The organism is Stenotrophomonas sp. 24(2023) (assembly GCF_030913365.1).
GTDB lineage: Bacteria > Pseudomonadota > Gammaproteobacteria > Xanthomonadales > Xanthomonadaceae > Stenotrophomonas.
Genome location: NZ_CP133160.1, coordinates 1,360,466 through 1,380,307 on the forward strand (window position 1 = coordinate 1,360,466; position 19,842 = coordinate 1,380,307).

General features: G+C 69.5%; 18 protein-coding genes. 11 read left to right on the top strand and 7 right to left on the bottom strand.

The features are described 5' to 3' along the window. Positions 1–30: 30 nt before the first annotated feature. The gene (locus Q9R17_RS06005; protein WP_308157522.1) at positions 31–1,152 is read left to right on the top strand and encodes a glycosyltransferase; all 1,122 of its coding nucleotides are present in this window, start codon (positions 31–33) and stop codon (positions 1,150–1,152) included. Here the strand turns inward: Q9R17_RS06005 and Q9R17_RS06010 are convergent. From Q9R17_RS06010 to def, 4 genes are all read right to left on the bottom strand, one after another. Next, positions 1,125–2,339, bottom strand: a complete 1,215-nt coding sequence (locus tag Q9R17_RS06010) for an O-antigen ligase family protein (RefSeq protein WP_308157523.1) — start codon at positions 2,337–2,339, stop codon at positions 1,125–1,127. The two genes, Q9R17_RS06005 and Q9R17_RS06010, sit on opposite strands and share 28 nt — an antisense overlap. A gap of 330 nt (positions 2,340–2,669) precedes the next feature. Beyond that, entirely contained in the window at positions 2,670–3,995 is a 1,326-nt protein-coding gene (gene rsmB, locus Q9R17_RS06015; protein ID WP_308157524.1) for a 16S rRNA (cytosine(967)-C(5))-methyltransferase RsmB, read from the bottom strand. A gap of 4 nt (positions 3,996–3,999) precedes the next feature. Continuing rightward, complete coding sequence (gene fmt / locus Q9R17_RS06020) at positions 4,000–4,923, bottom strand: methionyl-tRNA formyltransferase (protein ID WP_308157525.1); 924 nt, start codon at positions 4,921–4,923, stop codon at positions 4,000–4,002. Positions 4,924–5,044: 121 nt separating this feature from the next. Beyond that, positions 5,045–5,557, bottom strand: coding sequence for a peptide deformylase (def, locus tag Q9R17_RS06025; protein ID WP_308157526.1), 513 nt, complete (start codon positions 5,555–5,557; stop codon positions 5,045–5,047). 128 nt (positions 5,558–5,685) lie between these two features. Here def and Q9R17_RS06030 point away from each other — a divergent pair, with 128 nt between their 5' ends. The 9 genes from Q9R17_RS06030 to Q9R17_RS06070 all read left to right on the top strand — a co-directional run bounded on the left by Q9R17_RS06030 (position 5,686) and on the right by Q9R17_RS06070 (position 15,138). After that, on the top strand, positions 5,686–6,825 hold the full coding sequence (locus Q9R17_RS06030; protein ID WP_308157527.1) for a LysM peptidoglycan-binding domain-containing protein: 1,140 nt from the start codon (positions 5,686–5,688) through the stop codon (positions 6,823–6,825). An 81-nt stretch (positions 6,826–6,906) separates the two neighbouring features. Then, positions 6,907–8,028, top strand: a complete 1,122-nt coding sequence (gene dprA / locus Q9R17_RS06035) for a DNA-processing protein DprA (protein ID WP_308157528.1) — start codon at positions 6,907–6,909, stop codon at positions 8,026–8,028. A 43-nt stretch (positions 8,029–8,071) separates the two neighbouring features. Continuing rightward, positions 8,072–8,545 carry a DUF494 family protein gene (locus Q9R17_RS06040; RefSeq protein ID WP_308157529.1) on the top strand — a complete coding sequence of 158 codons (474 nt, stop codon included), beginning with the start codon at positions 8,072–8,074 and terminating at the stop codon, positions 8,543–8,545. A gap of 38 nt (positions 8,546–8,583) precedes the next feature. Further along, the gene (locus tag Q9R17_RS06045; RefSeq protein WP_308157530.1) at positions 8,584–9,315 is read left to right on the top strand and encodes a pilin; all 732 of its coding nucleotides are present in this window, start codon (positions 8,584–8,586) and stop codon (positions 9,313–9,315) included. 54 nt (positions 9,316–9,369) lie between these two features. Further along, complete coding sequence (locus Q9R17_RS06050; protein WP_308157531.1) at positions 9,370–10,287, top strand: RDD family protein; 918 nt, start codon at positions 9,370–9,372, stop codon at positions 10,285–10,287. 189 nt (positions 10,288–10,476) lie between these two features. Further along, the gene (locus tag Q9R17_RS06055; RefSeq protein WP_308157532.1) at positions 10,477–12,957 is read left to right on the top strand and encodes a DNA topoisomerase I; all 2,481 of its coding nucleotides are present in this window, start codon (positions 10,477–10,479) and stop codon (positions 12,955–12,957) included. A gap of 149 nt (positions 12,958–13,106) precedes the next feature. Further along, positions 13,107–13,667, top strand: a complete 561-nt coding sequence (locus Q9R17_RS06060; protein ID WP_308157533.1) for a Sua5/YciO/YrdC/YwlC family protein — start codon at positions 13,107–13,109, stop codon at positions 13,665–13,667. Between the two features lie 43 nt (positions 13,668–13,710). Further along, entirely contained in the window at positions 13,711–14,412 is a 702-nt protein-coding gene (locus Q9R17_RS06065) for a DUF4124 domain-containing protein (protein WP_308157534.1), read from the top strand. 30 nt (positions 14,413–14,442) lie between these two features. Beyond that, positions 14,443–15,138, top strand: a complete 696-nt coding sequence (locus Q9R17_RS06070; RefSeq protein WP_308157535.1) for a hypothetical protein — start codon at positions 14,443–14,445, stop codon at positions 15,136–15,138. Positions 15,139–15,220: 82 nt separating this feature from the next. Here Q9R17_RS06070 and Q9R17_RS06075 read toward each other — a convergent pair whose 3' ends face one another. Continuing rightward, positions 15,221–15,997: an SDR family oxidoreductase gene (locus tag Q9R17_RS06075; RefSeq protein ID WP_308157536.1), complete on the bottom strand. Its 777-nt coding sequence runs from the start codon at positions 15,995–15,997 to the stop codon at positions 15,221–15,223. A gap of 111 nt (positions 15,998–16,108) precedes the next feature. On the opposite strand from Q9R17_RS06075, the gene Q9R17_RS06080 reads away from it, so the two are divergent. Beyond that, positions 16,109–16,312: a hypothetical protein gene (locus Q9R17_RS06080; protein WP_308157537.1), complete on the top strand. Its 204-nt coding sequence runs from the start codon at positions 16,109–16,111 to the stop codon at positions 16,310–16,312. A gap of 111 nt (positions 16,313–16,423) precedes the next feature. Here the strand turns inward: Q9R17_RS06080 and sppA are convergent, their stop codons facing one another. Together sppA and Q9R17_RS06090 are read right to left on the bottom strand one after the other, a co-directional pair. After that, positions 16,424–18,355, bottom strand: coding sequence for a signal peptide peptidase SppA (gene sppA / locus Q9R17_RS06085; protein WP_308157538.1), 1,932 nt, complete (start codon positions 18,353–18,355; stop codon positions 16,424–16,426). Between the two features lie 122 nt (positions 18,356–18,477). Beyond that, a complete protein-coding gene (locus Q9R17_RS06090) occupies positions 18,478–19,842 on the bottom strand; it encodes an MATE family efflux transporter (protein WP_308157539.1) in 1,365 nt (454 codons plus the stop codon).

Consider the following 19,842-nt stretch of genomic DNA (forward strand, 5'->3'; position numbering starts at 1 on the left):
CACACTACCCCGGCTTGAAACGGGTTGCCCATGCGAATCCTCTATACCAATTTCCACGAAGGCGATGGCGGCGGCCATACCACCTACATCGTCTCGCTGGCCCGCGCGCTGGGCGCCCGGCATGAACTGCACGTGGCCAGCCCGGCCGACAGCCGCGTGCTGCGCACGGTGGCGGCCGAGGGCACGGCCCGTCCGCTGCAGATCGCTTTCGGCAGCGGGCTGGCCACGTTCGCACAGCAGCGCCGCGACATCGGCACGCTGCGTGCGCTCGTGCGCGACCGGGGCATCGACCTGGTGCATGCCAACGGTGCGCGCGACCATCGCTTCGTGATGCAGGCCCTGTCCGGCCTGCGCAACCGCCCGAAGATCGTCTTCACCAAGCACAACAGCAAATCCAGCAGCAGCCTGGGCAATGCCTGGCGCGCGCGCTTCGGTACCGACCGGGTGATCGCGGTATCGGCGCACACCCGTCGGCTGCTGCTCGATACGCCTTACCGCCGCCTGCCGATCGATGTCATCCGCAATGGCGTGGACCTGCAGCACTTCGCCCCGGGGCATGCCGCGCAGGGCCGTGAACTGCGTGCCGGCTGGACGCAGGACCCCGCTGCGCTGGTGCTGGTCAGCAATGCCGGCACCGATGACCACAAGGGCTGGATCGACCTGGCGCGTGCCATCGCCCGCCTGCCCCCTGCGCTGCGCACGCGCGTGCACATGGCCATCGCCGGGCGTGATCCGGAACCGCACCTGATGGCCGAGGTCCAGGCCCTGGGCGTGGCCGCACAGGTGCACCACGCCGGCCTGCTGGCCGACCCGCGGCCGTTCATCGCCGCCGGCGATGCCGGCTTCGTGCTGTCCTACGATGTGGAAACCATTTCCTTCGCGTGCCGCGAAATGATGGCCATGGGGCTGCCGGTGATGGTCAGCGATTACGCCGGCCTGCCGGAAAACATCACCCCCGGCGAAGATGGCTGGGTCGTGCCGGTGCGCGACGTGGCGGCCATCGCCGCCCAGGTGCAGGCCCTGCTGCACGAACGCGATGCGCTGCATGCGCGTGGCATCGCGGCCCGCGCCCACGCCGAACGTGCGTTCAGCGTGCAGGACTTTGCCGAGGCGACCGACGCCAGTTACCGCGCAGCGCTGGCCGGGGGCTGATCGGCAGCATCCTCGGCGCGGCGGTGCGACAGTGCCAGGAACAGGCCGATCCACGCGGCATAGAACGAGGCGGTGCGCATGTCACGCAGCATCATCTCGGTGATGCCGAACACCGCAAAGCCCACGCACATGGCCATGCCGGCCCCGGCAAACAGGCGCTGGGCAGGGCTGCCACGCCACAGCCGCGGCGCGAACAGCAGGGCCGGCGCCAGGTAGGTCAGCACCAGGCCCAGCCCGCCCAGCACACCATAGGTGGCCATGAAGTACAGCAGGTCGTTGTGGGCTTCGCCGAAGTCGCGCGCCACCATTTCCGACACCTTCTGCTGGCTGGCCAGCGCCTCCAGCTCCTGGCGGAAGCGGTCGCCCCCGCCCACGCCCACCCAGGGCTCGCTGCGGTACATGTGCAGGGCCGCGTTCCACAGCTGCAGGCGGATGCACACCGAGGTATCGGCCAGATGGGTGGGCTGGCAGTCGCTGTACTCGCTCACGCCGGCATCGATGCGCTGGCGCAGCGAACTGTCCTGCGCCACCAGCGCGCCGATGCCCGCCAGCAGCACCAGCGCACCGGCCCACTTGTACAGGTTCATGCGCCGGCCCTGCACCAGGATGCCGATCAGCACGAAGCAGGGAATGGCCAGCAGCCCGCCGCGGGTCTGGGTCAGCAGGAAGGCCCCCACGCCCAGCACGCAGGTGATGACCTTGAGCACGGTTTCGGTACGCCGCCACGGGGTGAGCTGCATGCCCAGCGAGAAGAAGCAGATGACCGAGAACAGCAGGGTCAGGTCGCCATAGGTCACCGCGTTGAACTGCGCCGTGGCCGGGCGGCCGCCGGTGGACAGCACCAGCCAGCCCACGGTGGCGGCCGCGCACCACACCGCTGGCAGCGTGCCCAGCAGGGCCCGCGCCAGCACCGGACGCGGCACGCGCAGCGCCGCCAGCAGCAGGCCGACCACGGTCAGCAGGCGGGCCCCCTTCTCCACTTCCGACCCTTTCCACAGCCCGTGCACCAGCAGGCTGACCATCACCCCCAGCAACAGCACGCCCGCGGCGATACCCAGGCCCAGGTAGGCACGGCGATGGGCGGTATCGAGCACCGGCAGGCCCGGCGCGCGCGGCAGCGCCAGCAGCAGCACGGCCAGCAGCACCAGCAGGTAGTAGCCCGCACTGCCACCGTCGGTGGTGGTCATCAACAGGACCGGCAGCAACCCGGTGATGCCGGCAAACGCCCAGCCAAGGAAACGGACGAGAGGAGAGTGCACAGAAGCGTTGGCGATCACAGGCAGGGCAGGGACAGTCGGAAGGGCATCAGCGGGCAGTTCTGTCCGCCCCCGTGCACGGGAGGCGCGGATTCCGGCAGACGGCAAACGTCGCGGAGTATCGTCGCAGATCCTGTAACGAAGCGTGAGTCCGGTGCGCCGGCACCGGCAACCGGGCCCGTCCGCTTGGCCCCCCGGCCCGCAGCAGCCCCGCCCGCCCCCGGCCCTGCGGGGAAGGCGGTGGGGGCAGCCGCGGTGGCGTCAGCCGGTTTTCAGCAGGCGCGCGTAGAAGAACCCGTCGGCGCCGTCTTCACCCGGCAGGCGCTGATGGCCCGCCCCGACATCGTGGCCGAAGCCCGCATCAAGCGGTTGCAGCTGCGCATCGGCCTGGCGCTGCAGGAACGCCTGCACCTGGGCTGCGTTTTCCGCGGACAGGATCGAGCAGGTCGCATAGACCAGCACGCCACCGGGGCGCAGCACGCTCCAGCAGGCATCGAGCAGGCGCGCCTGCGTGGCCACCAGCGCGTCGATGTCCTCTGCACGCCGGTGCAGCAGCACATCGGGCTGGCGGCGGATGATGCCGGTGGCCGAACAGGGCGCATCCAGCAGGACCGCATCGAACGCCGTGCCATCCCACCAGCTGGCAGGATGGCCGGCATCGGCCGCACGCACCTGTGCCGCCTGGCCCACGCCGGTACGGGCGAAGGTGTCACTGATGCGCTGCATGCGGCGTGGGTCGATGTCCAGCGCCAGCAGGCGCAGGGTCGGGTCGCGCTCGAGCAGGTGCGCGGATTTGCCGCCCGGTGCGGCGCAGGCATCAAGCACACGCGCTCCGGCGGCCGGCGCCAGCGCATCGGCCACGCGCTGCGCCGACAGGTCCTGCACCGACAGCGCGCCATCGCTGAAACCCGGCAGCTGGTTCACCGCCACCGCCTCGTCCAGGCGCAGGGCGTCGCTGCCGATCGGCGATGCCTCGGCGGCAATGCCGGCGGCCGCCAGCGCCTGCAGGGCCTGTTCGCGGCTGCCCTGCTGGCGGTTCACCCGCAGCCACAGCGGGGCCGGCTGCAGGCTGGCACTGAACACCGCCTCGGCCTGTCCGGGCCAGTCCTGCACGATGCGCTGCGCCAGCCAGGCAGGGAACGCTGCACGCGGCGGCTGCTCGGGGAAGCCTTCACGCTGCGCGCGGCGCAGGATGGCGTTGACCAGCCCGGCCTGGCGCTCGCGCCCCAGCGCGCGGGCGGCATCGACCGTGGCCGACAACGCGGCATGCGGCGGCAACGCCAGCACATCCAGCTGGGCGAAACCGACCATCAACAGGGCCCGCAGGTCGGCATCACGCGCGGCCAGCGGCTTCTGCATCCACTGCGCCAGCGCGGCATCGTAGGCATTGCGCCGGCGCAGCACGGCAAAACACAGGGCTTCAAGCAGCGCGCGGTCACGGCCATCGGCCAGCCGCGGCAGCGCCGCGGACAGTTCGGCCTTCAGCGAACGGCCGCGGCCCAGCACCTGGGCCAGCACGCGGGTGGCCAGCAGGCGGGTCGGAACGCCCGGGGCCTGCGCCGGGCGGGAAGAAGCGGGTGCAGCCACCGGATCAGGCCCCCACGCGCAGGTCGCGGCGGGCATTGAGGTAGTCGGCCGCGGTGATCGCCTTGCCGCCCTCACGCTGCAGCACGCGCAGGCGCAGTGCGCCCTGCCCGCAGGCGATGTCGATGCCCTCGCGGCTGGCCGCCAGGACCGTGCCCGGTGCCTGGCCGTGGGCCAGGTCCAGCGCCACGGCACCGTGGATGCGCACGCGTTCGCCGGCCAGGGTGGCTTCGGCGACCGGCCACGGGTTGAACGCACGCACGGTACGCGCCAGCCCGGCCGCCTCCTGCGCCCAGTCCAGCTTCGCCTCGGCCTTGTCCAGCTTGTGCGCGTAGGTCACGCCCTGCGCCGGCTGCGGCCGTGCGATCGGCTTGATGCCGGCCCGCAGCAGGCCCAGGCCATCGGCCAGCACCTGTGCGCCCAGTTCGGCCAGCGTGTCGTGCAGCTGGCCACCAGTGGCGGTGTCGGCAATGGCCACTTCCTGGTGCAGCAGCACCGGACCGGTATCCAGGCCGGCTTCCATCTGCATCAGGCACACGCCGGTGGTGGCATCGCCGGCCTGGATCGCACGCTGGATCGGTGCGGCGCCGCGCCAGCGCGGCAGCAGCGAGGCATGCACGTTCCAGCAGCCATGGGTGGGAATGTCCAGCACGGCACGCGGCAGGATCAGCCCATAGGCCACCACCACCATCAGGTCCGGCTGCAGGTCGCGCAGCTGCTGCTGGGCGGCCGCGTCCTTGAGCGATTCGGGCTGGTACACCGGGATGCCACGGGACACCGCTTCGAGCTTGACCGGCGAGGCGGCCAGGCCGCGGCCACGGCCGGCCGGTCGGTCCGGCTGGGTGTACACGGCGACCACTTCATGGTGGCGTGCCGCTGCGCGCAGCGACGACACCGCGAATTCCGGCGTACCGGCAAAGACAATCCTCATGGCTACCCCACTTGCAGATTGAAAACGTGCGGGAAAAAAAACGGCGCCATCGCAAGGCGCCGTACGGCCCACGCCCCCGGCGCGGGCAGGGACCACCCCGCAGGGCGGCCCCGCGATGGGGTCACGCCACGTGCTTGCGCTGCTTGGCCAGCTTCTTGCGGACCATTTCGCGCTTGAGCGGCGAGAGGTAATCGATGAACAGCTTACCGTCCAGGTGGTCCATCTCGTGCTGCACGCACACGGCCAGCAGGCCATCGGTGGTCAGCTCCTGCGGCTGGCCCTGGCGGTCCAGGTACTTCACCGTGATGGTGTCGGCACGGGTGACGTCGGCGAAGATGCCCGGCACCGACAGGCAGCCCTCCTGGTACACCTGTCCCCCGTCCTTGGCGACGATGTCCGGATTGATGAACACCCGCGGTTCATTTTTTTCTTCGCTGACGTCAATGACCATGAATCGCTTGTGCACATCCACCTGGCTGGCGGCCAGGCCGATGCCGGGAGCGTCGTACATGGTCTCGAACATGTTGTCGATCAGTGCCTGGAACGCCGGCGTGGTCACTTCGGCGGCGTCGATCAGCGCCGCCTTGGTACGCAGGCGCGGGTCGGGAAACTCGAGGATGGGGAGCAGGGCCATGGCAGGTTCCGGGTTGGGGGCCGGGTACGCCGGCATACGTCGCAGATTCTACCGCCAACGCTTGCCTTGCGCCCCGGTTTCTGGACTATAGTGCGGCAACCTGTTGGGGAATCAGGGCTCACACTCTTATGTTGCTTCGTTTTCGTACGGTCTTCGCCGCGGCGATGCTGACCGTGGCTGCCTATGCTACCGCCGTGGAAGTGAATGGCGGGCACCCGGACACCTATGTGGTGCGCAAGGGGGATACCCTCTGGGACATCTCTGCGCGTTTCCTGAAGAAACCCTGGCTCTGGCCGGAAATCTGGCAGGCCAATCCGCAGATCGCCAACCCGCACCTGATCTATCCCGGTGACGTACTCAGCCTGGCCTACCTGGACCGCGTCCAGCAGGTCACGGCCCAGCCCGGCCCCCGCCAGGAAGCGCCGATCAACGCCATTCCGCTGGCCCAGGTGGAACCGTTCCTGAAGCAGCTCAGCGTGGTGGACAGCATCAAGGACCTGCCCTACGTGGTCAGCCTTGAGGACAACCGCCTGCGCGCCACCAGCGGCCAGACCGCCTACGTGAACGGCCTGCAGGGCGCCCAGCCCGGCCAGCGCTGGGCGGTGGTACGGCCCACCGTGCGCTACAGCCTGCCCAAGCCGACCGAAGACCTGACCGCCAGTGGCGATGTGGTTCCCGGCAGCGGCAACCTATGGAAATCCTTCACGGTGCAGAGCAAGCGCCACCAGATGCTGGGCTACGAACTGGCCCAGCTGACCGTGGGCACGGTGACCAAGGTGGCCGAAGGCCCGCGCGGGGTCACCTCGCTGCTGCTGCAGGACAATGGCGATGGCCGCGAAGTGCGCACCGGTGACCGCCTGGTCCCGGTCGAAGCGACCCCGTACGACCTGCAGTTCGTGCCGCATGTGCCTGCGGCCGGCGTGGAAGGCCTGGACGTGCGCGTGCTGGCGGTGACCGATGCGTTCATCGTCGGTGGGCCCCGCGACGTGATCGCGCTGTCGGCCGGGCGCGCCCAGGGCGTGGACAACGGCACGGTGTTCTCGCTGTGGCGGCAGGGCCGCCACGTGGTGGACCGGATCAAGCACCCCACCACCTCGCAGGACACCCAGGGCCTGTCCGCCGGTGCCAACCGGGTGGACCTGCCCGACGAGTACGCCGCGCATGCCATGGTGTTCCGCACCTTCGACAACGTCAGCTACGCGCTGGTCATGCAGGGCGTGAAGCCGGTGTTGGTGGGCTACGCCGGCAAGCACCCGGACGCCAACTGACCGCAGCGCGCGGCAGTACCTGACAGCAGCATCCGACGGCGCCCGAGGGCGCCGTCTTCGTCTGTACGCCACAGTTGCCGGGTGGACCATGACGATGCCCTGCTGACCCTGGTACTGGCCGGCGGCCCGCTCGCGCCCCGGCGGGCGCTGCTGGCGGCTACCGGCAGCGCCGCGGCGGCGGTGGCTGCCGGCAGCGCTGCCTGGAAGGCCCACGGCTGCACGCCGCCCCAGTGCGCGGCACTGGGGCGGCCCGATCCGGCCAGACAGGCCCGCGCCCGGCAATGGCTGGCCGCACCCGACCGGCACCTGTTGCCTCTGCACGCCCCGGCCACGCCACCGGTGCTGCGTACGTTGCCCGAAGCACCGCTGGCGCTGTTTGCCGCCGGTGATCCGGTACTGACCTGGCAACCGGCGGTGGCGGTGGTGGGCAGCCGCTCCCCCACGCCCACCGGGCGCGCATTGGCGGCACGTTTCTCGGCACATTTCGCCCGCGCCGGACTGGCCGTCGTCAGCGGGCTGGCGGCCGGCATCGACGCGGCCGCCCATGCCGCCACGCTGGACGCCGGTGGCACCACGGTGGCGGTCATCGGAACCGGCCCGGACCAGGCCTACCCGGCGGGCCACCGCACCCTGCAGGCGCGCATCGCCCACCAGGGCGTCGTGCTCAGCGAATACCCGCCGGGTACGCCGGCACGCCCGGGCCAGTTCCCCGCCCGCAACCGGCTGGTGGCGGGGCTGGCGCTGGCCACCGTGGTGATCGAGGCCGCCCACCGCTCCGGCGCGCTGATCACCGCCCGCCTGGCCGCCGAGGCCGGCCGGGAGGTCTGCGCCGTGCCCGGCTCGGTGCTCAACCCCCGTTCACAGGGCTGCCATCGCCTGATCCGCGAGGGCGCGGCCCTGGTGGAAGGCCCGGATGAAGTCCTGGCCCTGCTCGCCCCGGTCCTGGCCCACCACCTGCCGGCCTTGCGAAAGCAGCTGGCCGCCCCCACTGAACAGGCAGCGCCGGCGACCCTGCCGGCAGGCTGGGCCGACAACCCCCACTACCAGTGCTTGTGGCGCGCGCTGGACCACGACCCCACCGGTATGGATTCACTGATCGCGCGCTGCGGATTGACGGCGCCGGAGGTGTCCTCCATGCTGCTGGCCATGGAACTGGCGGGAATCGTGGTGTCCGTACACGGCCGCTACTGTCGACGTCCCTAGTTTCTTCACCTCCACAGCGTCCGCCGACGCAGGCCGAGGGGCAATGAAAGAGAGCATTCTGGATGTACTGCTGTACCTGTTTGAACACTATTTCAGCGAAGATGCGGACCTGATCCGTGACCGCGATTCGCTCCAGAACGGCCTGATCCAGGCCGGTTTCAGCCCCACCGAGATCAACAAGGCCTTCGACTGGCTCGATGCGCTGGCCGCGCAGCGCCCCAGCGTGGCCCAGGCACGGGTCGATGGCCCGGTGCGCATCTACCATGGCCCGGAACTGGACAAGCTGGACGTGGAATGCCGTGGCTTCCTGCTGTATCTGGAACAGCACGGCATCCTCGATGCGGGCCAGCGTGAACTGGTGCTGGATCGTGCCATGGCGCTGGACCAGGACGAACTGGACCTGGACGACCTGAAGTGGGTCGTGCTGATGGTCCTGTTCAACCAGCCCGGGGCCGAGGCGGCCTACGCCTGGATGGAAACCCAGATGTTCATGGACGAGCCAGAACCGCTGCATTGACCGTACACTGGGGCCCTTGCGCATTCAGGAGCGTCCCCGTGAGTGAGTGGTTCCATGCAGAAGGCAACCGCCAACAGGGCCCGGTTCCGGCCGGGCAACTGGTGGAACTGTTCCGCAGCAACCAGGTCAGCCTGGACACCCTTGTCTGGCGCGACGGCATGGCGCAGTGGCAGCCCCTGCGCGCCGTCGTGGACGAACTGGGCCTGATCGTTCCGGCCGTGGATGCGCAGCCACCGCTGCCCCCGGCCCCACCGGCGCCCCCTTCCCTGCCGGACACCCCCTATGCCAGCCCTGCCCCGCCTGCCCCCGCCTCGGCGGCACCGGCGAAATCAGGCCTGTCCAGCGGTGCGATCATCGCGATCGTCATCGGTGGCGTGCTCCTGCTGCTGATCGCGGTGCTGGGCATCCTGGCGGCCATCGCCCTGCCGGCCTACCAGGAGTACACCGTGCGTGCCAAGGTGGCCGGCGCGGTGGCCACCCTGGGGCCGTTGAAGGCACAGGTGGAAGAATTCACCCTGCAGAACGGCCGCTGCCCGAACGAGAACGATGCCGGCTTCCCGGCCCCGGGCGACTTCACCAGCAACGGCCTGGCCACGGTCAACATCGGCCGCTTCGAAAGCGGGCATTGCGGTATCGAAGCCGCGCTTGCCGTGCCCGGCGAGCCCATCGATGGCGACCTGCTGTGGCTGGAATACGACCGCGAGGGCAACCGCTGGGAATGCAGCGGTGAAAGCCCGGACAAGGTACTGCCGCTGCAGTGCCGGGGCTGATAGCCGGCCCGCCCCATCCCGATCCAAGGACGACCCGAAACCGGGGGAGATGCAATGACTGAGTGGTATTACGCAGAAGGCCAGCAGCGCCACGGCCCGTTCCCGGTGGAGGACATCCGCCAGCGCTTCCAGCGCGCCCAGCTGTCCCTGGACACCCTGGTCTGGCGCGAAGGAATGCCGCAATGGGCCGCACTGCGCCAGGTGGTGGACGAACTGGGCCTGCAGACGCTGGCATCGGCCAGCACCGACGCCGGCAACGGCATCGACCTGCGCGGCGACTACACGGCCATCGACAACGGTACCGCGCCCCTGCCCGGCACCGGCGCCCTGAGCAGTTCCCCGTACAGTGCCCCGTCCTCGGCCGCCTATGCCGCCCAGCACGTCAGCGGGGGCGAAGTGGTCTATGCCGGCTTCTGGAAGCGCGTGGCCGCCTACCTGATCGACTACGTCATCGTCACCGTGGCGACCTGGATCGTGGCGGTGGTGGTGGTGCTGGCCGTGGGTGGCGTGGCCAGCGTGGCCGCAGGCGAGACCGCCGGCAGCGTGCTGGCCCAGATCGTGAACCTGCTGGTGACGCTGGCGCTGGGCGTGGCCTACTACGCCGGCTTCCATGCGTCCCGTGGCGGCGCCACGCCCGGCAAGATGGCCATCGGCATCAAGGTGGTGCGCCCGGATGGCGAGCGGATCACCTTCCTGCGCGGCGTCGGCCGCTTCTTCGCGACCATCGTCAGCAGCCTGGTGCTGTGCATCGGCTATGTGATGGCCGCCTTCACCGACCGCAAGCAGGCCCTGCACGACATGATGTGCGACACCGTGGTCGTCGATCGCTGGGCCTTCACCGACCAGCCCCACCTGCAGCGCAAGGAACTGGGCACGGCCACCGTCATCGTGCTGGTGCTGGGCGGCATCGGCCTGCTGGTCCTGCTGGCCCTGCTGGCTGTCTTCATCGGCTACATCGCCAAGATGGCCTGAGGCCATCCTCACATCCGGCCGCTTGACAGGGGCGGCCCGGGCGTGATTCCACTAGTAGGGAAACCTGAACGCCCGGTCCACACCCGGGCGTTCGGTTTATGGATTTCGCCGTGGCCGCTTCACTAATGCGTCCATTTGCTCCACCCTAGCGGCCCCTCCCCCCCGGTCCGCCCACAGACCTCCTCCGACATGCCCAAGCACCTGCTCATCGTCGAATCGCCCGCCAAGGCCAAGACGATCAACAAATACCTCGGCAAGGACTACACGGTCCTGGCCTCGTATGGGCATGTGCGTGACCTGATTCCGAAGGAAGGCGCGGTCGACCCGGACAACGGGTTCGCCATGCACTACGACGTCATCGACAAGAACGAGAAGCACGTCGATGCCATCGCCAAGGCCGCCAAGGGCGCCGACGACATCCTGCTGGCGACCGACCCGGACCGCGAGGGTGAGGCGATCAGCTGGCATATCGCCGAGATCCTGAAGGAACGCGGGCTGGTCAAGGACAAGCCCATGCAGCGGGTGGTGTTCACCGAAATCACCCCGCGCGCCATCAAGGAAGCCATCAACCAGCCCCGCGCGATCGCCAGCGACCTGGTCGATGCCCAGCAGGCGCGCCGCGCGCTGGACTACCTGGTCGGCTTCAACCTGTCCCCGGTACTGTGGCGCAAGGTCCAGCGCGGCCTGTCCGCCGGCCGCGTGCAGAGCCCGGCGCTGCGCATGATCGTCGAGCGCGAGGAGGAGATCGAAGCCTTCATCGCCCGCGAATACTGGTCGATCGCCGCCGAGTGCGCACACCCCAGCCAGCACTTCAACGCCAAGCTGATCAAGCTGGACGGGCAGAAGTTCGAGCAGTTCACCATCACCGACGGCGACACCGCTGAAGCGGCACGCCTGCGCATCCAGCAGGCCGCGCAGGGCGCGCTGCATGTCACCGACGTGGCCAGCAAGGAACGCAAGCGCCGCCCGGCGCCGCCGTTCACCACCTCCACCCTGCAGCAGGAAGCCTCGCGCAAGCTCGGCTTCACCACCCGCAAGACCATGCAGGTGGCGCAGAAGCTGTACGAAGGCGTGGCCATTGGCGATGAAGGCACCGTCGGCCTGATCTCGTACATGCGTACCGACTCGGTGAACCTGTCGCAGGACGCGCTGGCCGAGATCCGCGACGTGATCGCCCGTGACTACGGCATCGCGTCGCTGCCGGACCAGCCCAACACCTACCAGACCAAGTCCAAGAACGCCCAGGAAGCGCACGAAGCGGTGCGCCCGACCTCGGCGCTGCGCACCCCGTCCCAGGTCGCGCGCTTCCTCAGCGACGACGAGCGCCGCCTGTACGAGCTGATCTGGAAGCGCGCCGTGGCCTGCCAGATGATCCCGGCCACGCTCAACACCGTCAGCGTCGACCTGTCGGCCGGCAGCGAGCACGTGTTCCGCGCCAGCGGCACCACCGTGGTCGTGCCCGGCTTCCTGGCCGTGTACGAGGAAGGCAAGGACAACAAGAGCGCCGAGGATGAAGACGAAGGCCGCAAGCTGCCGGCGATGAAGCCCGGCGACCGCGTGCCGCTGGAACGCGTCCTGGCCGAGCAGCACTTCACCCAGCCGCCGCCGCGCTACACCGAAGCGGCGCTGGTGAAGGCGCTGGAAGAGTACGGCATCGGCCGTCCCTCGACCTACGCCTCGATCATCCAGACCCTGCTGTTCCGCAAGTACGTGGAAATGGAAGGCCGCAGCTTCCGCCCGTCCGACGTCGGCCGCGCGGTGTCCAAGTTCCTGTCCAGCCATTTCACCCAGTACGTGGACTACGACTTCACCGCCAAGCTGGAAGACGAGCTCGATGCCGTCTCGCGTGGCGAGGAAGAGTGGATCCCGCTGATGTCGCGCTTCTGGGAACCGTTCAAGGAACTGGTCGAGGACAAGAAGGAATCGGTCGACCGCGCCGAAGCCAGTGGCGCGCGCGAGCTGGGCACCGACCCCAAGACCGGCAAGCCGGTCAGCGTGCGGCTGGGCCGGTTCGGGCCGTATGCGGCCATCGGCAGCACCGCCGAGGACGCCGAGGAGAAGCCCAAGTTCGCTTCGCTGCGCCCCGGCCAGTCGATGCACACCATTTCCCTGGAAGACGCGCTGGAACTGTTCCTGATGCCGCGCGCCCTGGGCGAGGACAACGGCGAGCCGGTCAGCGTCGGCATCGGCCGCTTCGGCCCGTTCGCCAAGCGCGGCAGCACCTATGCCTCGCTGAAGAAGGAAGATGACCCGTACACCATCGACCTGGCCCGCGCCGTGTTCCTGATCGAAGAGAAGGAAGAGATCGCGCGCAACCGGATCATCAAGGAATTCGACGGCAGCGACATCCAGGTGCTGAACGGCCGCTTCGGCCCGTACATCAGCGACGGCAAGATGAACGGCAAGATCCCCAAGGATCGCGAACCGGCCTCGCTGACCCTGGCCGAAGTGCAGCAGCTGATGGAAGAAACCGGCAAGCCGGTGCGCAAGGGCTTCGGCGCCAAGAAGGCCGCTGCGAAGAAGGCCCCGGCCAAGAAGGCGGCGGTGAAGAAGGAAGCGGTGAAGAAGGACGCCGCGCCGAAGAAGGCCGCTGCCAAGAAAGCCCCCGCCAAGAAGGCACCGGCCAAAAAGGCAGCCAAGAAGGCCGTGAAAAAGGCCGTCAAGAAGTAGCTCCACGCCCTGCGTGGATGAGGGGGTGCGCGGACCCAGGTCCGCCCCACCAGGCGCCCGGCCAGCCCCCACAGGATCCACCCGTTGTGCACGCGCGGGGAGGATAATCGGCCCACAGGCCGGCCGTCCCGGCCCGGCACGTCGCCCCCATGAAAGAACTCACCCTGGACACCGCCGTCGCGACCCTGCGCGCGGGCGGCGTCATCGCCTACCCCACCGAGGCCGTCTGGGGCCTGGGCTGCGACCCCAGCCATGAAACCGCCGTGCATGCCCTGCTGCGGCTGAAGCAGCGGCCGATCGAGAAAGGCATGATCCTGGTCGCCGCCGAGCTGCCGCAGCTGCAGCACTGGGTGCACCTGCACGCGCTGCCCGATGCGCGCCAGCGCGAAGTCCTGGCCAGCTGGCCAGGCGCCAATACCTGGATCCTGCCGGCCGGCCCGCGCGCGCCGCGCTGGATCACCGGCGAGCACAGCGGCATTGCCGTGCGCATCAGCGACCACCCGCTGGTGGCGGCGCTGTGCCGTGCCTGGGGCGGTCCGCTGGTGTCCACCAGTGCCAACCTGGCCGGCGAGCCCCCCGCGCGCGCGCGCGCCGAACTGGACCCGCGCCTGCTGCGCCTGCTCGATGGCATCCTCGATGGCGATACCGGCGGCCTGGCCCAGCCCACGCCGATCCGCGATGCCCTGAGCGGCCAGGTGCTGCGGTCCTGACCCGGTGATTGCGCGGCCGCCCGCTTTCACGCACGCTGCGCCCATGAACCTGCTGCGCCTGCTCCTGCTGCTGGGCCTGTGCCTGCCCGCGGCCACCGTGGCCACGGCCGATGAGGTGCGCGTGTACCGCTGCGTCAGCAGCACCGGCAGCGTGTCCCTGCAGGACCGCCCATGCAGCCAGGGCAGGCAGGAAGTCCGCGACCTGCAGCGCCCGCGTGATCCGGCACCGCGGGGGGTACGCAGTGATGCCCCGCCCGCCGACGCAGCCGCCCCCCGGCCCGAACGCGAAGTGCGCCATGTGTTCGTGCAGCCGCCGCAGCCGATGTACGAATGCATCAGCCAGGACGGTGACCGCTACGTCAGCGACAGCAACGAGGGCAACCCACGCTGGGTGCCGCTGTGGGCCACGGCCTGGGCGCCGCATCGCCGGCCCTGGGACGGGCGCGGCGGCGGCATCGCACCGGTCAGGCCGGCCGAGGTTGCCGGCGCCGAGCCGCTGCGTGGGCCGGGCGGGTATCCGCACCCGCCCTCGGTCGGTGTCGGGGTGAGCCTGCCCGCTGGCAGCATCCTGGTCCGCGACACCTGCCATGCGCTGCCACAGCAGGAAGTCTGCGCGCGCCTGGACGACCGCCGCTGGGAACTGGACCGGCGCTACAACAGTGCCCTGCAGAGTGAACGCACGGCCATCACCCGCGAACAGCGCAGCATCGATGCCCGCATCGCGCAGGACTGCGGGCGCCGCTAGGCCTGCACCGGCGCGGTGTACCCTGCACGCATGAACCGATTCTTCTGGCTGGCCCTGTGCCTGCTGCCAGGCACCGCGCTGGCCCAGGACACCGTCATCTACCGCTGTGCGTCCGGCGACGGTGTCCCCACCCTGCAGCGCACGCCCTGCCCCGCCGGCAGCCAGCAGCGCATCCTGACAGTGCCCGACACCGCGCCTCGTGCCGCGGCCCCGGCAGCCGACACGGCAGCGGCGGCCACCGCCGCACCGCCCCCCGCACCACCACGCGCCGGCGAAGAACGCACGATCATGGAAGCGCGCATGGTCGAGCATGAGGGAGGCGACGCCATCCTCGACAGCGCGTTGCTGCCGCGCGCCCAACCGGCCGTCGACGCGGATGCCGATGCCGCTGCGGCGCTTCCCCTGCCGCCGATCTTCCAGTGCCAGGGCGCCGATGGCGGCCGCTACCTGCACGAGCGCGAACCCGCCCCGCCCCGTTGCGTGGCCTTGGCCATCAGCGGACTGGGCGGTGGTGCGACACCGGTGAACGCGGCCAGCTGCGAAGTCGTGCGCGATACCTGCACCGAAGTGCCGGCCGAGCAGGCCTGTGGCACCTGGCAGCAGCGCTTCCGCGATGCCCGCGGCCGCGAACGCTTCGCCACGCCGGACAACCAGGCCGCCGCGCAGGCCGAACGCCAGCGCCTGCAGGGCGTGCTGCAGGCCAGTCATTGCCCGGTACCGCAGTAACCGCCAGTACCGGGCAAAGCGCCTGGCGCCATGGACCGCGCCATCCCCGCAGGGCGTGGATCCAGCGCCCCCGATCTGCTGGCTAGAACCCGTAGCGCAGGAAGCCACCGTCCACGGCGATGCATTCGCCGGTGACGTAGCTGGCGGCCGGCAGGCACAGGAAGCCCACCGCAGCGGCCACTTCCTCCGGCTCACCGATGCGCTGCATCGGCGTGCGTGCGATCACTTCCTCGTAGTAGTCCGGGTCGGACAGCGGACCGGACGTACGACGGGTGCGGATGTACCACGGGGCCACGGCATTGACCCGGATGCCATCCTCGGCCCACTCCACCGCCAGGTTGCGCGTCATCTGGTGCATGGCCGCCTTGGTCATGCCGTACACCACGCCGCTGCGCACATGGGTCAGGCCCGATACGCTGCCGACGTTGACGATGCTCGACGCCGCGTGGCGGGCCAGCAGCGGATGCGCATAACGCGCCAGTTCAAAGGCCGAGAACAGGTTGGTCTCGAAGATCCCGCGCCATTCGTCCTCGGAATACTCCGTCGCCGCCTTGGTGACGTTGCCGCCGGCATTGTTGACCAGGATGTGCAGGCCGTCGGCATGGTCCTCCACCCAGTCCAGGATCTGCCGGCGGTCCTCGTCATCGGACACATCGGCCGCCAGCGCATGCACCTGGTGCTGGGGATAGGCATCGAGCAGTTCGTCGCGCGCCGATTCCAGCGCATCCAGGTCGCGCCCGACGATCATCAGGTCGGCGCCGAAACCGGCCAGTTCATGGGCGATCGCCAGGCCGATGCCGGCACTGGCCCCGGTGATCAGGGCGGTCTGTCCATCCAGGCGCCAACGCTGCGGGTTCATGCTTCCTCCGGGCCTGCGCCCAACCGGTTTCGTTGCCGCAAGGATACGCGCTCACGGTGCGCGGCCGCCGCCGGTGGCACACTCGCCTCACCGCCACCGTGGAGTAACGCCATGCGCGCCCTGTCCCTGGCCCTGTGCCTGCTTCCCCTGCTGGCCGCCTGCCAACGCCCGCCCACGCCCGACCGTGACAAGCCGCCGGAACCACAGGCGCTGCGCCAGGCGGTCAACGCGCCGCTGGACCGCGCCAAAGGCGTGCAGAAGACCGTGGACGATGCGGCCAAGCGCGAACAGCAGGCCGCGGCCGACGCGCAGTAGCGCGGCAGGCACCAGGCCACGCCCGGCGGTACCCGACAAAAAAAACGCCCGGCCAAAGCCGGGCGTTCTGGTTTCCAGCCGATCCACGCCCTGCGTGGATGCGTTACCCGGTCAGAACCCGCAGAAGCAGTAGGCCAGAGCCTTGACCGGGGCGCCGTTGCCCTTGTCGCGGGCCGCGTTCTCCACGAAGCGCAGCTGGGTATCCATTTCCGGCATCGTGCGGGCCAGCATCATGCGCGCCATGCCCGAATCGGACAGCATCCACGCACCGGCGCGGCTGCCGGCGAAACCACTGACGAACTGCGCGAACGGCGAGGCGGCCTTTTCGATGTAGCGCACGCGGTACTTGTCGGTGGCCCCCAGCTTGGCGCGGCCGGCCGCATCGGCCACCGCTTCCTTCAGGCCGCCGAAGTCGTCGACCAGGCCCCGTTCCTTGGCCTGCGCACCACTCCAGACGCGGCCACGGGCCACTTCGTCCACGGCCTCGACCGGCTTCTTGCGCGCTTCGGCCACGCGGCCGGTGAAGTCGGCATAGCCCTTGTCGATGACCGACTGGATGACCTGGCCCACGGCCGGGTCCATCGGGCGGGTGACATCGAAGGCACCGGCAAAGCGGGTGGTGCCCACGCCATCGGTATGCACGCCGATCTTGTCCAGCGCACGGTTGAAGTTCGGGATCATGCCGAAGATGCCGATCGAACCGGTGATGGTCGAGGGATCGGCATAGATGCGGTCGGCGTTCATGCTGATCCAGTAGCCACCGGAGGCGGCCAGGTCACCCATCGACACCACCACCGGCTTGCCGGCGGCCTGCAGGGCCACCACTTCGCGGCGGATCTGCTCGGAAGCGAACACTTCACCGCCGGGCGAATCCACGCGCAGCACCACGGCCTTCACCTGGTCGTCGTCACGCGCTTCGCGCAGCAGCGCCGAGGTTGATTCGCCGCCGATGCGGCCCGCCGGCAGATCGCCGCCGCTGATCTCGCCGGCCGCGACCACCACCGCCACCTGCGGACGCGTATCCACCGGGTTGCGGCGGGCATCGACCAGAGTCTGGTAGGCATCGAGGTTGACGCTGCGGAAGCCGCCGTCGGCATCGTCGTCGGCCACGCCGCGCTCGATCATCAGGTCCTCGAACTCCTCGCGGGTCTTCAGCGCGGTGACCAGCTTCTGCTGCAGCGCGAACTTGGCCAGGTCGCCACCGGCGGCGGCGATGCCTTCGGGCAGGGTGTCGATGCCGGCGGCCAGCTGTGCCGGGTCCAGGCGGCGTGCCTTGGCGATGTCGCCCAGGTAGCGCTGCCACACGTCGTTCATCCAGTACAGGTCGGCTTCCTTGGAGGCCGGCGAGGCCGCATCCAGCACGTACGGTTCAGCGGCCGACTTGTACTCGCCCACCTTGAACAGGTGCACGTCCACGCCCAGCTTGTCCTGCAGGCCGCTGCGGAAATACTGGCGGTAACGGCCCAGGCCTTCCAGCACGACCGACCCCATCGGGTCCAGGTAGACCTCGTCGGCCTGCGCGGCCAGCAGGTACTGCGCCTGGCTCATGCTCTGGCTGAAGGCCACGATCTGCTTGCCCGAGGCACGCAGCTCCTGCAGCGCGGCGGCCACTTCGCGCAGCGAGGCGAAACCGGACGGCTGCAGCTTGTCCAGTTCCAGCACGACGCGCTCGATCTTCTTGTCATCCTTGGCGGCCTCGATCACCCGGATCAGGTCACGCAGCTGGATTTCCTCGGCACCGTTGTCGCCCACCACCTTGGCCAGCGCGCGGCTGACCGGGTCGGCACTGAACTGCTCGACCAGGCGGCCTTCCGGTGCGATCACCAGGGTGGTGCGGTCCTGCAGCGCCTTGCTGCCGCTGGCGCCCATGCCGGCGGCCACGACCATGCCGATCAGGATCAGCAGCAGCAGGCCGAAGAACAGCAGGTTGAGGATCAACCGGCGGGTGAAGTTCATCACGTCCCACAGGCCCACGAAGAAGCTGGCGACCGGGTTGCGGCGCGCGGGGGGCAGCGGGGGCAGTGGGGGCACGGGTTGATTCATGGATTGCTCCGGTTGGCGTCATGCCAGTGTATGTGCTGGATCAGCTTAGACAATGCCGGTCGTGGCGGCATCGGACACAAGTCAGGGGTGCGGCGGTCATGATCGGGCAACGGCGTGGACAGTCACGTCAACGATGACTGCCCTATCCGGGCGCTGCTGCGGTACAGGCGCCAGCCCATCAGCACCGCCGCGGCGGTCAGGCCGACGATCAGCCCGATCCACATGCCCTGCGGGCCCATGCCCCAGCCCAGGCCGAGGCCGGCACCGAGCGGCATGCCCAGGCCCCAGTAGGCGAACATGGCGATGAACATCGGCACGCGGGTGTCCTTCAGCCCGCGCAGCGCGCCGGCGGACAGCACCTGGATGCCGTCGGGGAACTGGAAGGTGGCCGCATACAGCAGCAGGGTGGAGGCCAGCCCGGCCACGGCCAGGTCGTTGGTGTAGACACCGACGATGGCATCGTGGCCGAACAGCAGCACGGCCGCCGACAGTGTCTGCGTGCCCATGATGATCGCGTAGCCGGCCCAGGCCGCGCGGCGCACGCCGAAGCCATCGCCACGGCCGACCGCATGGCCCACGCGCACGGTGGTCGCTTCGGCCACGCCCATCGGGATCATGAAGCACAGCTGCGCCACGTTGATGGCGATCTGGTGTGCGGCCGCCTCGTTGGCGCCCAGGCGGCCGATCAGCAGCGCAGTGACGATGAACAGGCCGCCTTCCATCAGCACGGTGATGCCGATCGGCAGGCCGGTCCGCAGCAGGTCCCAGATGGCAGGCAGGCGCGGCGGCTCGAAATGCGAGAACAGCTGCAGGTGGGCAAAGCGCTTGGTCCGCCACAGGTAGGTGGCAAACGCGATGGCCTGCAGCCACATCATGATGGCCGAGGCCATGCCCAGGCCCTCGGCGCCCAGTTCCGGGAAGCCAAGCTTGCCGTTGGCCAGCACGTAGCCCATCGGCGCCAGCACCAGCAGGCCGCCGAAGCCCAGCAGCATGGTCGGCAGCGTCCAGTGCATGCCTTCGCTGAGGTAGCGCATGCAGAAATACAGCGTCAGCGCGGGCCCGCCCCAGCGCACGGCATGCAGGAAGCCGGTGGCGCCGGGCACGATGTCCGGCGCGATGCCGAAGGCCGGCAGCAGCGGCGGCACCACCGTGAGGAAGGTGAACATGATCAGCCCCAGGCCCAGCGCCAGCCACAGCGCCTGGCGGAACAGGGGGCCGATCTCGCGCTCGCGGCCGGCACCGTGCAGCTGCGATACCGAGGCGGTGAGCGAGATCAGCGTACCGATGGGGATCAGCATCGGCAGCCACAGCAGGGCCGTGCCGATGGTGACTGCGGCCAGGGTCTGGGTGCCGTGGTGGCCGGCGATGACGTTGTCGACGAAGGAGATCAGACCGGTCGATACATGCCCGAGCACGAGAGGCAGGGCGAGCAGACCGGTCGCGCCGACTTCCTTGCTGAAGCGCGGCGAGGGGGTTGCGGTAGACAT